General features: G+C 72.6%; 14 protein-coding genes. 8 read left to right on the top strand and 6 right to left on the bottom strand.

The features are described 5' to 3' along the window. Positions 1 to 4 precede the first annotated feature (4 nt). Positions 5 to 1,867, bottom strand: coding sequence for a glycosyltransferase (locus ACZ5UI_RS18165; RefSeq protein WP_464189481.1), 1,863 nt, complete (start codon positions 1,865 to 1,867; stop codon positions 5 to 7). A gap of 13 nt (positions 1,868 to 1,880) precedes the next feature. After that, on the bottom strand, positions 1,881 to 3,059 hold the full coding sequence (locus ACZ5UI_RS18160; protein WP_464189479.1) for an acyltransferase family protein: 1,179 nt from the start codon (positions 3,057 to 3,059) through the stop codon (positions 1,881 to 1,883). A gap of 38 nt (positions 3,060 to 3,097) precedes the next feature. Here ACZ5UI_RS18160 and ACZ5UI_RS18155 point away from each other — a divergent pair, with 38 nt between their 5' ends. Further along, a complete protein-coding gene (locus ACZ5UI_RS18155; protein WP_464189477.1) occupies positions 3,098 to 4,219 on the top strand; it encodes a glycosyltransferase family 4 protein in 1,122 nt (373 codons plus the stop codon). Here the strand turns inward: ACZ5UI_RS18155 and ACZ5UI_RS18150 are convergent. From ACZ5UI_RS18150 to ACZ5UI_RS18135, 4 genes are read right to left on the bottom strand one after another with little or no spacing between them, the layout of a single operon-like run. Beyond that, on the bottom strand, positions 4,216 to 4,971 hold the full coding sequence (locus ACZ5UI_RS18150; protein ID WP_464189475.1) for a class I SAM-dependent methyltransferase: 756 nt from the start codon (positions 4,969 to 4,971) through the stop codon (positions 4,216 to 4,218). The genes ACZ5UI_RS18155 and ACZ5UI_RS18150 overlap by 4 nt on opposite strands. Beyond that, positions 4,971 to 5,765, bottom strand: coding sequence for a polysaccharide deacetylase family protein (locus tag ACZ5UI_RS18145; RefSeq protein WP_464189473.1), 795 nt, complete (start codon positions 5,763 to 5,765; stop codon positions 4,971 to 4,973). The genes ACZ5UI_RS18150 and ACZ5UI_RS18145 overlap by 1 nt, the downstream gene beginning before the upstream one ends. Continuing rightward, positions 5,762 to 6,475 carry a polysaccharide deacetylase WbmS family protein gene (locus ACZ5UI_RS18140; protein ID WP_464189471.1) on the bottom strand — a complete coding sequence of 238 codons (714 nt, stop codon included), beginning with the start codon at positions 6,473 to 6,475 and terminating at the stop codon, positions 5,762 to 5,764. Before ACZ5UI_RS18140 ends, ACZ5UI_RS18145 begins: the two co-directional genes overlap by 4 nt. Then, the gene (locus ACZ5UI_RS18135; protein WP_464189469.1) at positions 6,472 to 7,335 is read right to left on the bottom strand and encodes an NAD-dependent epimerase/dehydratase family protein; all 864 of its coding nucleotides are present in this window, start codon (positions 7,333 to 7,335) and stop codon (positions 6,472 to 6,474) included. Before ACZ5UI_RS18135 ends, ACZ5UI_RS18140 begins: the two co-directional genes overlap by 4 nt. 56 nt (positions 7,336 to 7,391) lie before the next feature. On the opposite strand from ACZ5UI_RS18135, the gene asnB reads away from it, so the two are divergent. The 7 genes from asnB to ACZ5UI_RS18100 all read left to right on the top strand — a co-directional run bounded on the left by asnB (position 7,392) and on the right by ACZ5UI_RS18100 (position 13,256). Next, positions 7,392 to 9,278 carry an asparagine synthase (glutamine-hydrolyzing) gene (gene asnB, locus ACZ5UI_RS18130; protein ID WP_464189466.1) on the top strand — a complete coding sequence of 629 codons (1,887 nt, stop codon included), beginning with the start codon at positions 7,392 to 7,394 and terminating at the stop codon, positions 9,276 to 9,278. Positions 9,279 to 9,340: 62 nt separating this feature from the next. Further along, on the top strand, positions 9,341 to 9,622 hold the full coding sequence (locus ACZ5UI_RS18125; RefSeq protein WP_464189464.1) for an SHOCT domain-containing protein: 282 nt from the start codon (positions 9,341 to 9,343) through the stop codon (positions 9,620 to 9,622). Next, the gene (locus ACZ5UI_RS18120; protein ID WP_464189462.1) at positions 9,619 to 10,047 is read left to right on the top strand and encodes a hypothetical protein; all 429 of its coding nucleotides are present in this window, start codon (positions 9,619 to 9,621) and stop codon (positions 10,045 to 10,047) included. Before ACZ5UI_RS18125 ends, ACZ5UI_RS18120 begins: the two co-directional genes overlap by 4 nt. 45 nt (positions 10,048 to 10,092) lie before the next feature. Continuing rightward, the gene (locus ACZ5UI_RS18115) at positions 10,093 to 10,332 is read left to right on the top strand and encodes an acyl carrier protein (protein ID WP_464189460.1); all 240 of its coding nucleotides are present in this window, start codon (positions 10,093 to 10,095) and stop codon (positions 10,330 to 10,332) included. Then, on the top strand, positions 10,329 to 11,036 hold the full coding sequence (locus ACZ5UI_RS18110) for an SDR family oxidoreductase (RefSeq protein ID WP_464189457.1): 708 nt from the start codon (positions 10,329 to 10,331) through the stop codon (positions 11,034 to 11,036). Before ACZ5UI_RS18115 ends, ACZ5UI_RS18110 begins: the two co-directional genes overlap by 4 nt. Positions 11,037 to 11,113: 77 nt before the next feature. Continuing rightward, the gene (locus tag ACZ5UI_RS18105) at positions 11,114 to 12,250 is read left to right on the top strand and encodes an AMP-binding protein (RefSeq protein ID WP_464189455.1); all 1,137 of its coding nucleotides are present in this window, start codon (positions 11,114 to 11,116) and stop codon (positions 12,248 to 12,250) included. Further along, the gene (locus ACZ5UI_RS18100) at positions 12,243 to 13,256 is read left to right on the top strand and encodes a LuxE/PaaK family acyltransferase (RefSeq protein ID WP_464189453.1); all 1,014 of its coding nucleotides are present in this window, start codon (positions 12,243 to 12,245) and stop codon (positions 13,254 to 13,256) included. Before ACZ5UI_RS18105 ends, ACZ5UI_RS18100 begins: the two co-directional genes overlap by 8 nt. Position 13,257: the final 1 nt, after the last annotated feature.

Raw genomic sequence — 13,257 nt, 5'->3', positions numbered from 1 at the left:
GAGCCTACTGCGCGTCGTTGCGCAGCCGGCCGACGAGCACGGCGCGGGCGCTGGAGTTGCGCCAGTCGTAGCTCAGCCCCAGAACGGTGCGCGGATCGACCTCCTGCCAGGCTGGACCGGCCGCGGTGCGCCGCAGCGCGCGCAGCTCCAGGCCGGGCAGCTCGCCGTCGGCCAGCGCGCGGTCCAGCTCGGGGTTGTAGCCCACCGGCACGGTGACCAGCAGCTCGCCGCCGGGGGCCAGGCGGCCGGCCAGCAGCGACGCCGCGGCCGCGCCCCGGCGCGGATCATGGGGGGCGTCGTCCACGCCGACGTGCTCCAACGTGGAGATCGACAGGATCAGGTCCCAGCGGCGGTCGGGCTCCAGATCGAGCACGTCGATGTTGCGCACGCCCGGGCCGTGCTCGTACTTGTCGACGACCTCGTGGGGCGGCGCGCCGTAGTGGGCCAGCACGTTGCCGATCTCCAGCACGCGCTGCCCGGCGTGCTCGGCGATCGTCTGCTGGGCGATCGGCACCTCGACCGCCCGCTCGTTCATCCACGTGTTGTTGTAGCGGTGGTACAGGTAGCCGACCGGCTCCCCGTCGAAGGTGAACTGGCGGCCGCCGCCGGTGAACGTCCGCAGGATGCCGGTCAGGAACACCGGATAGGAGTCCAGCGTCGGCACCGGCGACCCGCGCCGGGTGACCGTGCGGTGGCGCATCAGATGGCGCGACCAGTCGTGGCCGTCGGGCCGGTGTCCGCCGATCGGGCGAGCCAGGTCGGCGGGCCGGGCGTCGTGGGCGTCCTTGCGCGCCGCGGCGACCAGACGGGGCACGAGCTGCTCGGCGCCGAAGCGCTCGGTCAGCAGCGCGCGTTCGGCCGCCCCGTCACCGGTGGGCGCGGGCTGGGCCAGCGCGGCGGCCAGGCCGGCGGGATCGCGGTAGCGGCGCACGGTCAGGCCGTCGAAGTCCTCGCTCCACAGCACGTCGCGCAGGATCACCGGGCGCCCGTAGAGCAGCGCCTCGATGATCACCGTGGGCTGGCCCTCGTTGCCGGTCGAGGGCACGACGAGCGCATCGACGCCGGCGAAGAAGTCGCGCAGGCCGTGGACCTCGCCCAGCAGCTCGATGCGGTCGCCCAGGCCGAGCTCGGCGATGCGGGCCCGGACCGTCGCCTCGTAGCGCGCGTCCTGGGAGGGCGCGCCGATGCGCACGCGCTCCCAGGCGTCGGGGATCGCGGACAGCTCCTCGACCAGCTCGAGCAGGCCCTTCTCGGGGATGAAGCGGGCCAGCACGCCCAGCACCGGCCGCTCGCCAGCCGGCAGCGGCGTGCGCTCGGCGGCCATCCGGGCCATGTCCGCTTCGCCCAGGAAGTTGTTGATGCGGGTGACGGCGACGTCGGGCAGCCGGTCGCGGTAGGCCGAGGCGGCGTTCTCGCCGACCGCGACGAGCGCGCCGAAGCGCCGGTAGACGGCCCGTGCGCTGATCCGCTGGGCCGAGTCCTGCTCCTGCATCAGGTGCACGAACAGCGGCCGCTGGGGCAGCGCCAGCATCCCGGCGGTGGCGTAGCCCTGACAGCGGGCGGTGTTGCCGATGACCAGCGCGCCGGGCGGCAGCTGGTTGAACAGGTGGCGCAGGCGGTGCACGGTGGTCGGCATCGCCCAGAAGGCCGGCGGGACCAGGCGCGGGTAGTGCACGTCGGCCACCTCGAACCCCGCGGCCGCCGCCTCGCGCCCCAGGCGGGACTTGGCCGGGACGGCCAGGCCGACGTGGATGCCCTCGGTGCGCATCAGGTCGGCGAGGCGCAGCGCAAAGCGCTGTCCACCACCCATGATGAGGCCGTCGTCGAGGATCCAGGCCTCGGACGGGCGTACGTACTCGGCAGCCATGGGCCTCAGGACACTAGCCCGCGACGACGCGATCGCGGCCGATGTCGGACGGTTCGTGAGGCTCTTCGACCAGCTCGCGCTCGGGCGCCGCGTCGATGCCGCTGACGCCGGTGGTGCGCAGCCGGTCCTTCAGGCGCAGGAACGGGTTCTCGACGACGCGCCGGCTGATGTAGGCGGCCACGAAGGTCGCCGCGACGACGCAGGCGCCGCGCACCCACACGTTGTCGATGTGCGGGCGCAGGAGGATCAGCAGCGGCAGGTGCCACAGGTAGATGCCGTAGGAGATGTCCCCGGCGAACAGGAACAGCCGCCGTTTGAGGATCCAGGCCATCACGCCGTCGTCGCGGTGCGACAGCCGCAGGATCACCCCCGCGGCCCCGAACGCGGCGAACGGCAGCAGGATCAGGAACGTCGAGATGCGGATCGAGAAGGGCTCGGGGATGAAGATGACCATCAGCACGATCCCGATGCCGCTGACGTTGCCGATCCACGGGATCGCCCGGTCCAGCCAGCCGGGCAGCGGGCGGGGCAGCGCGGTCAGCGCGATGCTCATGGCGCAGCCGATCAGCACCTCGGCGAAGCGCAGGTCCGGGCGCGAGTAGACCGTCAGCGAGTTCGGCCACGGGCGGTGCACGAGGAAGTTGAAGACGTACAGCGCGACCGCCACGCCCAGCACCCACGCGGCCACCTTCAGCGTCGGCATCCGCTTGCGCATGACGAACACCAGGACGGGCGCCCACAGGAGGTAGAACTGCTCCTCGATGGCCAGCGACCAGGTGTGGGCCAGGCCGCCCATGGTCGACTCGTTCCAGTAGGTGGGCAGGTCGATCGTGTAGGTGATCGACAGCAGCGCGTCGCGCAGCCACCGGCCGTAGTCGCCGTACAGGGCCACGTCGCGGCCGAACGGCATGAGCAGCAGGATCATGACCAGCAGCGCGGGATACAGGCGCAGGAAGCGGCGGTAGTAGAAGCGGCCCAGGCGCACCCGGCCCTTGGCCTCGCGCTCGCCCAGCAGCACGCCGGTGATCAGGAACCCGCTGAGCACGAAGAAGATGTCCAGCGTGAAGTAGCCGCCGTTCGTCATCCCCGGGATCTCCGCGTGGAAGAGGACGATCGTCAGGACGGCGATGCCGCGCAGGCCGTCGAGCGAGACGAGCCGGCCGGCCGCGACGGCGTTGGAGCGCTTCGACATCGACGGCGAAGCGTAGATGAGTCGTACCCTGTCGCCCCGTGCATGTCGGGCTGAACCTGGTGTACCTGGTGCCGGGCTTCACCGGCGGCACCGAGGTCGTGGCGCGCGAGCTGCTGCCCGCGCTGGTCGCCGCGGCCGGCGACGACGTCCGCTTCACGGCGTTCGTCAACCGCGAGGCGGCCGAGGCGCCCGGCGGGCCGTGGAAGGAGCTGATGCCGACGGTCACGGTGCCGGTGCGCGCCCGCAACCGCGTCGAGTGGGTGCGTGGCGAGCAGCAGCACCTCCCGCGCCTGGCCACCCGCGCCGGCGTCGACGTGCTGCACAGCCTGGCCAACACCGCGCCGGCCTGGGGGCGCTTCCGGCGCGTGGTCACCGTGCACGACCTGATCCACCGCTTCTACCCCGACACCCACGGGGGGCTGAAGGCCAAGGGCATGCAGGTGCTGGTGCCGCTGGCCATCCGCCGCTCCCACCGGGTGATGGCCGACTCCGCCTCGACCGCCGCCGACCTGGAGCGCGAGCTCGGCGTACCCGCCGCCAAGGTCGACGTGGTGCCGATGGGCGTGGGCACCACCGCGCGGGCCACGCCCGAGCCCGAGGCCGAGCTGCGCGCCCGCCACGAGCTCGGCGACCGCCCGTTCGTCCTCACGGTCGCGGCCAAGCGCCCGCACAAGAACCTGCCGCGCCTGATCGAGGCGATCGCCCAGATCCCGCCGCAGCGCCGCCCGCTGCTCGTCGCGCCGGGCTACGGCACCTTCCACGACGACGAGCTGGCGCAGCTGGTGCAGCGCCTCGGCGTGGCCGGCGACGTGCGCCTGCTGGGCTGGGTCTCCGACGAGGAGCTGGAGGGCCTGTACGCCGCGGCGGCGCTGTTCGTGCTGCCGTCGCTCTACGAGGGCTTCGGGCTGCCGGTGCTGGAGGCGATGGCCCGCGGCCTGGCCGTGGCCTGCAGCGACCGCGGCTCGCTGCGCGAGATCGCCGGCGACGCGGCCCGCGTGTTCGACCCCGAGCGACCCGACGACATCGCGCGGGCGATCTGCGAGGTGCTCGACGACCCCGTCGAGGCCGAGCGCCTGCGCGTGGCCGGGCGGCTGCAGGCGGCCCGCTTCACCTGGGCCCGCACCGCCCAGCTCACGCTGGAGGCCTACCGGCGAACCTAGGCCTTGGTGGCGCGCAGCCCGACGACCCGCTTGGCGCTGACGAACACGTCGGCGGCGGCGAAGTGCTCGGTCGCCGCGGCCCGGAACGCGTCGTCGATCGCCGGGTCGTACAGGTTGTAGGCGCTCCAGTAGCCGACCAGCGCGTCGGCGGAGTCGAAGCGCATCTCGTCGGTGAACTCGAAGCGCTCGACCGTGGCGAACAGGTCGGCGCACCAGGCGGGCGCGTCGGTGGCCATGAACGCCTGGGCCGGCGTCGGGCCGGGCACCGGCTGGCCCAGCAGGCCGAAGTGCAGCTCGCGCAGCTCGCGGTTGTTGGCCACCGACGGGCCGCAGAAGAACAGGACGCCCGCCGGCTCCAGCAGCGCCTCGATGCGGGCCAGCAGCGCCTGCTGGTCGTCGGCGTAGTAGAGCGAGTAGCAGGCCAGCGCGCGCTCGAAGCGCCCGTCGCACGGCTCGCCGATCAGGTCGTCGAAGCGCCCGGCGCGTGTGGTCACGTTGTCGCGCCCGGCGGCGTCGATCGTGGCCAGCGACTCGGCCGAGGCGTCCACGGCCAGGATCGAGCGCACGTCGGGGGCCAGGCGCAGCGTCTGCTGGCCGGTGCCCGCGCCGAGCTCGAGCACGCGGTCGTCGGGACGGGCGCCCAGGTGCTCCAGCGCCCAGCCGGTCATGTCGCCGGTCGAGTAGCGCTGGTGGGCGGCGTTGCGGGCCTGCAGCGCGGCGGTGTCGGTGTCGAAGCGGCCGATCTTGCTCATCAGGTCGTGACCTCGGTCGGGGACAGCAGGCCGCTGCGGCGCGAACGGCGCACGACGTTGGCCAGGGTGCGGTCGAAGGCGAGCGCGTCGAACGGCGCCAGGCCGTTGGTCTGCTCGCGGTAGAAGGCCTCCAGGCGGTCGCCCGCGCTGAGGTGCTCGTCGCCCCACCAGAACGGGTGCACGAGCAGCTGGACGGTCTCGCAGGGTGGCTGGCGCATCAGCGGGCGCGGGTCGCCGTGGCGCCAGGCGCCGGCCGAGTCGGCCAGGTAGCAGCCCATCAGCGGCGCGGCGTAGGCGTTGACCATGCCGCAGACCTCCGACACCGGGCCCAGCGCGGCGACCAGCGGATCGGCGGGGCGATGGAAGGAGATCGAGCACACGTCCTGGCCGAGCACGGCCTGCAGGCGGTCGCGGCAGGCCTCGACCTCGGGCCGCACGTCCTCCAGCACGAGGCCGACGCGCTCGCCGCGCGGTCCCAGGTCCATGTGCAGGCCGACGTCGTGCCCCTGCTCGACGAGCGTGCTCAGCGCGGCCCGGGCGGCGGCCCGGTCGAGGTCGTACAGCGGCGAGTCGACCATCACCAGGAACGTCGCGGGCACGCCGGCCTCGGCCTCGACCGCGCCGACGGCCACCGCGCGCTCGAGCGACAGGTCGATGTCGTGGCGCACGACCAGGCCGGGCGCGTCGACGCCGTCGGCCAGCCGGCGCACGTCACCGCGCTCGCGGGCGATGGCCAGCAGCTCGCGCAGGAAGTCGTAGGTGAAGTCGCCCGCCCAGGGCCCCGTGGCGTTCACGCCAGGTCCCCGATGCGCGCGCCGCCTCCGTCCTTGGCCAGGCGATCGGCGAGGTCCAGGAACGCGGTCATCGCGCCCGGTCCGCTGTTGCGGAACTTGACGGCGTCCAGCTCGCCCACCTCGGCCAGCGGCTTGGACGCCTTCAGGCGCTCGTAGGGCTCGAAGGTCCGGCTGTTCAGCCACACGTGGACGGGATGGAAGTCGAAGATCCGCAGGCCGGGCGCGTCGGCCACGGCGGCGGCGTTCCAGTTGGGCTCGGGCGAGTACATCTCCATGTTGTCCTGCCAGACGTACGGGAGGCGCAGAAGTCGCCCGGCCGGGCTCCACTGGACGACCGGCTCGACGTCGACCGCGCCGGGCAGGAACAGCGAGACGTCGATCTGCACGTCGCTGCCCCGGATCAGCTCGTCGTGCAGCGGCGTGGACTGCAGCAGGCAGTGCGTGCGCACGGCGCGGGCGCCCGGCACCAGCGCGGCGCAGTGGGCGACGACGTCGGCGGGCGTGCGGCCGTGCGACGAGCCCTCCAGGAAGTTCGGGTGGATCCCCAGCTCGAACAGCTCGGGGTGCTCGCGCAGCCGGGCCACCGCCTCGCTGTGGTGCGTGAGGAACCAGGTCGCCTTGACCTCGCGGTCGACGAGCGCCTGCGCGGCCGCGTCGATCATGAAGTCCGGCGCCCAGTCGACGTCCAGCGTGATCGCGACGCGGCTCATGGGGCCACTCCCTGCAGGTCGATGGCCACGCCGTCCTCGAAGGAGATCGGCTCGGGCAGATCCAGCACGGCGCGGCGCTTGGTCAGGTCGGCGACGAAGCAGGGCGGCTCGCCGTCGCGCGCCTCGAAGACCGGCGCGCGCCCCACGACCCGGCCGATCGCCTCGGCCATGTCGCGGATGCCCAGCTCGGCGCCGCCGACGTTGAGCAGGTCCAGCGCGCCGGTGGCCGGCGGCCGCTGGACCGAGGCGATCACCGCGCGAGCGACGTCGGAGGCGTGGATCGGGCTGGTCAGCAGGCCGCGCTCGCCCTGGACGGTCACCGGGTGCCCGGTCTCGACGCGGTGCAGCAGGTCGGCGACCAGGCGCCCGTCGCGCACGGCGCCGTAGGTGGTGAAGATGCGCAGCGCCCGCACGGGCAGGTGCGCGGCGTAGGGGATGGCCAGCAGCTCGGCCGAGCGCTTGGAGGCGGCGTAGACGGAGTGCACCCGGACCGGCGCGTCCTCGGCCAGGGGCTCGGGGCGCGGCTCGTAGACGGTGGCGGTCGAGGCCAGCAGGACCTGCCCGATGTCGTGGCGGGCGGCGTGGTCCAGCAGCGCGGCGGTCGCGGTCACGTTGACGGCGACGACGCCGGGCGCGCACTCGGGGAAGTGGCGGTAGTCGCGCGCCTGGGCCAGATGGACGATCGCGTCCAGCCCGGTCGGGAGCATCGCGGCGAAGCTCGGATCGGTGAGGTCCGTGGTGACCGTCGCGATCCCGGGGATCTGGGCGCGCGCGACCGCCACCAGCTCCCAGTCGGCGGGCGCCTGGCGGACGACTTCGCGCCCGATGAGACCGGTCGCCCCGGTCAGCAGGATCCGCATCGGCTCGGAGGGTATCCCGCAACACGGGCGCCTAGGCTCCGTCTCCGCTCCTCGCCATGTGTGGCATCTCCGGCATCCTCAACCTCGACGGTGAGCCCGTCGCCCCGCACGCCGTGCGCGCGATGGCCGACGCCCTCGCCCACCGCGGGCCGGACGGCGAGGGCAGCTACGTCGACGGCGCGCTGGGCCTGGGGCATCGCCGGCTGGCGGTGATCGACCGCACCGCGGCCGCCGAGCAGCCGATGGCCACGCCCGACGGGCGCTTCGTGCTCAGCTACAACGGCGAGGTCTACAACTTCCGCGAGCTGCGCCGCGAGCTGGAGGCCCAGGGCTGGCAGTTCCGCTCGACGGGCGACACCGAGGTCGTCCTGTACGCGCTGGCCCAGTGGGGCGCCGGCGCGCTGGAGCGCTTCAACGGGCTGTTCGCGCTGTCGCTGTGGGACACGCAGGAGCGCACGCTGCTGCTGGCCCGCGACCGCTACGGGATCAAGCCGCTGTACTGGACCCGCCAGCAGGACACGGTGCTGTTCGGCTCGGAGATCAAGGCGCTGCTGGCCCATCCGGCGATGCGCGCGCAGATGGACGAGCGCGCGCTGCTGGAGTACTTCACCTTCCAGAACCTGTTCACCAAGCGGACGCTGTTCGCCGGCGTCGAGCTGCTGCCGCCCGGCACGTTCCTGCGCCTGCGCGGCGGCGACCCGATCCCCGAGCCGACGGTCTACTGGGACTTCGACTTCCGCGAGCCCGGTCCCGACGAGGGCCCGGTCGACGAGCGCGAGTACCTCGAGGAGCTCGACCGCCTGTTCCGCCAGGCGGTCAACCGCCAGCTGGTGGCCGACGTGCCGATCGGCTCCTACCTGTCGGGCGGCATGGACTCGGGCTCGATCACCGCGGTCGCCGCGCCCCAGTTCGACGTGTTCAGCTCGTTCACCGTCGGCTTCGACCTGAGCTCGGCGTCGGGCATCGAGCTGGCCTTCGACGAGCGCGACCGGGCCGAGCGCATGTCGTACCTGTTCTCCACCGAGCACTACGAGATGGTGCTCAAGGCCGGCGATCTGGAGCGCGTGATGCCCGCGCTGACCTGGCACCTGGAGGACCTGCGCGTCGGCCAGTGCTACCCGAACTACTACGCCGCCCGCCTGGCCTCGAAGTTCGTCACGGTCGCGCTCTCGGGCGCCGGCGGCGACGAGCTGTTCGGCGGCTACCCGTGGCGCTACTACCGCGCCGTCGTCAACAACAGCTTCGACGACTACGTGAGCAAGTACTACGGCTTCTGGCAGCGCCTGCTCCCGCCCGACCAGATCGAGCGCGTCTTCGCCCCGATCTGGCCGCGGGTCCGCGACATCGACACGCGCGAGATCTTCGCCTCGGCCTTCGCCACCCACGCATCCGAGCTGACCCGCCCCGAGGACTACATCAACCACTCGCTGTACCTCGAGGCGCGCACGTTCCTGCACGGCCTGCTGATGGTCGAGGACAAGCTCTCGATGGCGCACTCGCTGGAGACGCGCCTGCCCTTCCTGGACAACGACCTGGTCGACTTCGCCCAGAAGGTCCCGGTGGGGTTGAAGCTGGGCAACCTGGGCGAGGTCGTGCGCCTGGACGAGAACGAGCCCGGCTGGAAGACCGAGAAGTTCTTCAACAACGCGCGCGACGGCAAGCTGCTGCTGCGCCGCGCGATGGAGCGCTACGTGCCCGCCGACATCACCGGGCGCGAGAAGCAGGGGTTCGCCGCGCCGGACGCGTCGTGGTTCCGGGGCGAGTCGATCGACTACGTCCGCCGGCGCCTGCTCGACGGCGACGCGCGCATCTACGACTACCTCGACCGCGACGCCGTGCGCGTGCTGATCGAGGACCACCTGTCGGGCCGCGAGAACCGCCGCCTGCTGATCTGGTCGCTGCTCTCCGTCGAGGAGTGGTGTCGAACCTTTCTCACGAATTGAGACGCGAGGCGTAGAGTCGCGGCATGTTCATGCCACGTCGGCGGCCGCTCATGCGCGGCGCCATGATCGGAGGGGCCGGCTACATGGCCGGCAAGAACGCGGCCAACAAGCGCGCCGCGGAGCAGGATCAGAACGAACGCATCGCCGAGCTCGAGGCCCAGCAGGCGCCCGCGCCGGCCGCGGCCGCGATGGCCCCGCCGGCCGCCGCTGCCCCGGCGCCGCCCGTCCCGGCCGGCGGCACCGACATCGTCGCCGAGCTGACCAAGCTCAAGGGCCTGCTCGACGCCGGCGTGCTCTCCCCGGACGAGTTCGAGGTGGCCAAGCAGAAGGTGCTGGCCTCATGATCGGCCCCGTGCAGCTGCTGATCGTCGGCTTCGATCCCGAGGCCGAGCTGAAGGGCGAGATCCTGGCCGAGCTCGAGCGCCTGTCCGAGGCGGGCATCGTGCGCGTCGTCGACGTGCTGATCGTGGCCAAGGGCGAGGACGGCCTGATCGCGATCATCGACGCCAACGAGGACGGCATCGCCGCCACGCTGACCGGCCTGGTCGACGAGGACGGCGACGGCGTGCCCGACTCGATCGCCGGCATCGACGACCCCAACGTGCTGGTCGTGGCCGACGAGATCCCGCCGGGCGCGACGGTGGCCATCGTGCTGCTGGAGCACCTGTGGGCGCTGGGCCTGAAGGGCGCGATGCAGAGCACCGGCGGCATGCTGATCGCCGAGAGCTGGATCGACCCGCTCGAGCTCGAGGCCGTCGGTCTGACCTGATCCTTGCGGGGCCGGACGTGCGCGCGCCATACCATTTGGCGCCGCATGTCCGAGACCCGTTTGCAAGAAGCCTTCCAGACCGCGCTGGATCTCCCGGCTGACACCGACTGGGCGTCGCTGGCCTACGCCCAGCACGAGCACTGGGACTCGCTCGGTCACATGGCCCTCGTGGCCGAGATCGAGGAGGCCTTCGACATCATGATGGAGACCGACGACGTGATCGGCATGAGCTCCTATCCCGTCGCCGTCGAGCTGCTGAAGACCCGCTACGACGTCGCGCTGTGACGCCCGGCGTGGCGCTGGTCACCGGCTCCACGCGGGGCATCGGGCTGGCGGTCGCGCGCCGGCTGGCCGAGGACGGGTACACGGTGGTCGTCAACGGGACGGACGCAACGGCAGCCCAGGCCCGCGCCGAGGAGCTCGGCGCCGACGCGCTGGCCTTCGACGTGTCCGACGCCGACGCGGTCCAGGCCGCGGTGCGCGACCTCTTCTCCCGCCACAAGCGCCTCGACGTGCTGGTCAACAACGCGGGCATCCTCGACGACGCGCTCCTGGGGATGATCCAGCCGCAGCGCACGTTCGACATCAACGCGATCGGCGTGCTCAACACGATGCAGTCCTGCGCGCGCCTGCTGGCCCGCGGCGACGGCGGCGCGATCGTCAACGTCGCGTCGATCATCGGCGTGACCGGCAACACGGGCCAGGTGGCCTACGCGGGATCCAAGGCGGCGGTCATCGGCATGACCCGCAGCGCGGCCAAGGAGCTGGCGCCGAAGGTGCGCGTCAACGCGATCGCCCCGGGGTTCATCGACACCGACATGACCCGCGCGATGACGCCCGACGTGTTCGACGAACGCGTCGGCCAGGTCGCGCTGGGCCGCGCCGGCACGCCCGAGGAGGTCGCCGAGGCGATCGCCTTCCTGGCCTCCCCGGCGGCGCGCTACATCACCGGCCAGGTGCTCGGCGTCGACGGGGGGATGGTCATCTGAGCGACCCGGTCTTCCTGGAGGGCGACCGCACCTGGAGCGCCGACGAGTTCGCCGGCGAGCTGCCCGGGCGCGAGCTGGTGCTCGTGCGCACGCGCGCCGACGCGCGCTCGGCGCTGGCCTACCTGGCCGCCTTCCGCGCCGGCCACGCGGTGATCCTGCTCGAGGCCGACGCCGATCCGACGGCCATCCTCGAGACCTACGACCCGCGCTTCGTCGTCACCGGCGAGCAGGTCGAGGTGCGCGAGGACGCGGCGCCCGCGCAGCTGCACCCCGACCTGCGCCTGCTGCTGTCGACCTCGGGCTCGACCGGCTCGCCCAAGCTCGTGCGGCTGACCGAGGCCAACGTCCAGGCCAACGCGCGCTCGATCGCGCAGTACCTCGACCTCGGTCCCGGCGAGCGGGCGATCGCCTCGCTGCCGCTGTCGTACTCCTACGGCCTGTCGGTGCTCAACAGCCACCTGCACGCGGGCGCGTCGGTCGCCTTCTCGCCGCACAGCGTCATCCGGCCCGAGTTCTGGGCCGACGTGCGCCGGCACGGCGTCACCTCGTTCGCCGGGGTGCCCTACGCCTACGCGATGCTCGAGCGCATCGGCATGCGCGACATGGACCTGCCCACGCTGCGCACGATGACCCAGGCCGGCGGCCGGCTGGCCCCCGACGTCGTCGACCGCTTCGCGCAGCGGGCCCGCTTCTTCGTCATGTACGGCCAGACCGAGGCGACCGCGCGCATCGCCTACGTGCCGCCCGAGCGCCTGGCCGACAAGCGCGGCTCGATCGGGATCGCGATCCCCGGCGGGACCCTGGAGATCGACGACGGCGAGCTCGTCTACCGTGGTCCGAACGTCATGCAGGGCTACGCCACGCAGCGCGAGGACCTGGCCCGGGGGGACGACCTGGGCGGCGTCCTGCGCACCGGCGACCTGGGCCATGTCGACGACGAGGGCTTCTTCTACGTGACCGGGCGGGCCAAGCGGATCGCCAAGGTCTTCGGTCAGCGCATCAACCTCGACGAGATCGAGGCGGCCATCGACGGGCCCGCGGGCGCCGTGGCCGGCGACGACCGCATCGACGTCTACGCCGAGCGCGGCGCCGACGCGCGCGCCCTGGCCGCCCGCTTCCGCCTGCCCCCGCGCTCGATTCGCGTGCACGAGATCGACGCGCTGCCGGTCAAGGCGTCGGGCAAGATCGACTACGGAGCGCTGGCCGGTGGCTGAGTACGCGCAGCCCCAGGCCGAGAAGGCGGCGCGGTTGAGCGCGCGCCTGAGCGAGCTCGTGCGCCACCACCGCGACGCCTGCGCGCCCTACCGCCACATCGTCGACCACGTCGCGCCCGGCTTCGAGTCCGCGACCAGCGTGGCCGACGTGCCGCACCTGCCCGTGTCGCTGTTCAAGACGCACGAGCTGCGGTCGATCCCGGCCGACGAGGTCTTCAAGACGCTGACCTCCAGCGGCACCACCGGCCAGCTGCCCAGCCGGGTGTTCCTCGATCGCGCGTCGGCCGCCGCGCAGACCAGGACGCTGTCGACCACGATGCAGCACTGGCTGGGGCCCAAGCGGCTGCCGATGCTGATCGTCGACACGCGCAGCGTCCTGCAGGACCGCACGCAGTTCTCCGCGCGCGGCGCCGGGATCCTGGGCATGGCCCCGTTCGGGCGCGACCACCTGTACGCGCTCGACGTCGAGCCCGCGGAGGTGCAGGCCTGGCTGGACAAGCACGCGGGCGAACCGGTGCTGGTGTTCGGCTTCACGTTCATGGTCTGGCAGCACCTGCCCGAGGGCGTCGACCTGAGCGGGGGCGTGCTGATCCACTCCGGCGGCTGGAAGCGCCTGATCGAGCAGGCGGTCTCGCCGGCCGAGTTCCGGCGGGTGATCACCCAGCGCACGGGGATCGAGCGGATCCACAACTTCTACGGGATGGCCGAGCAGACCGGCACCGTGTACGTCGAGTGCGAGGAGGGCGTGCTGCACGCGCCCGACTCCGGCGACGTGGTGATCCGCGACCCGGTCACCTGGGCCGCGTGCCCGCGGGGCGAGCAGGGCGTCATCGAGGTCGTCTCCACGCTCCCGGAGAGCTACCCGGGCCACGCGCTGCTGACCGAGGACCTCGGCCGTGTCGTGGCCGTCGACGACTGCCCCTGCGGGCGCCTCGGCCAGGCGATCGTGATCGACGGTCGCGTCCCCAAGGCCGAGCTGCGCGGCTGCAGCGACACGGCGGTCTGAC

The organism is Conexibacter sp. JCM 18997, from assembly GCF_055391915.1.
This window is presented reverse-complemented; position numbering and strand designations above follow the sequence as displayed.

Coding starts and splice junctions, on each gene's coding strand:
- ACZ5UI_RS18165 (WP_464189481.1), bottom strand. CDS start 1,867: ATGGCTGCCGAGTACGTACGCCCGTCCGAGGCCTGGATCCTCGACGAC.
- ACZ5UI_RS18135 (WP_464189469.1), bottom strand. CDS start 7,335: ATGCGGATCCTGCTGACCGGGGCGACCGGTCTCATCGGGCGCGAAGTC.
- ACZ5UI_RS18115 (WP_464189460.1), top strand. CDS start 10,093: ATGTCCGAGACCCGTTTGCAAGAAGCCTTCCAGACCGCGCTGGATCTC.
- ACZ5UI_RS18150 (WP_464189475.1), bottom strand. CDS start 4,971: ATGAGCAAGATCGGCCGCTTCGACACCGACACCGCCGCGCTGCAGGCC.
- ACZ5UI_RS18125 (WP_464189464.1), top strand. CDS start 9,341: ATGATCGGAGGGGCCGGCTACATGGCCGGCAAGAACGCGGCCAACAAG.
- asnB (WP_464189466.1), top strand. CDS start 7,392: ATGTGTGGCATCTCCGGCATCCTCAACCTCGACGGTGAGCCCGTCGCC.
- ACZ5UI_RS18140 (WP_464189471.1), bottom strand. CDS start 6,475: ATGAGCCGCGTCGCGATCACGCTGGACGTCGACTGGGCGCCGGACTTC.
- ACZ5UI_RS18120 (WP_464189462.1), top strand. CDS start 9,619: ATGATCGGCCCCGTGCAGCTGCTGATCGTCGGCTTCGATCCCGAGGCC.
- ACZ5UI_RS18160 (WP_464189479.1), bottom strand. CDS start 3,059: ATGTCGAAGCGCTCCAACGCCGTCGCGGCCGGCCGGCTCGTCTCGCTC.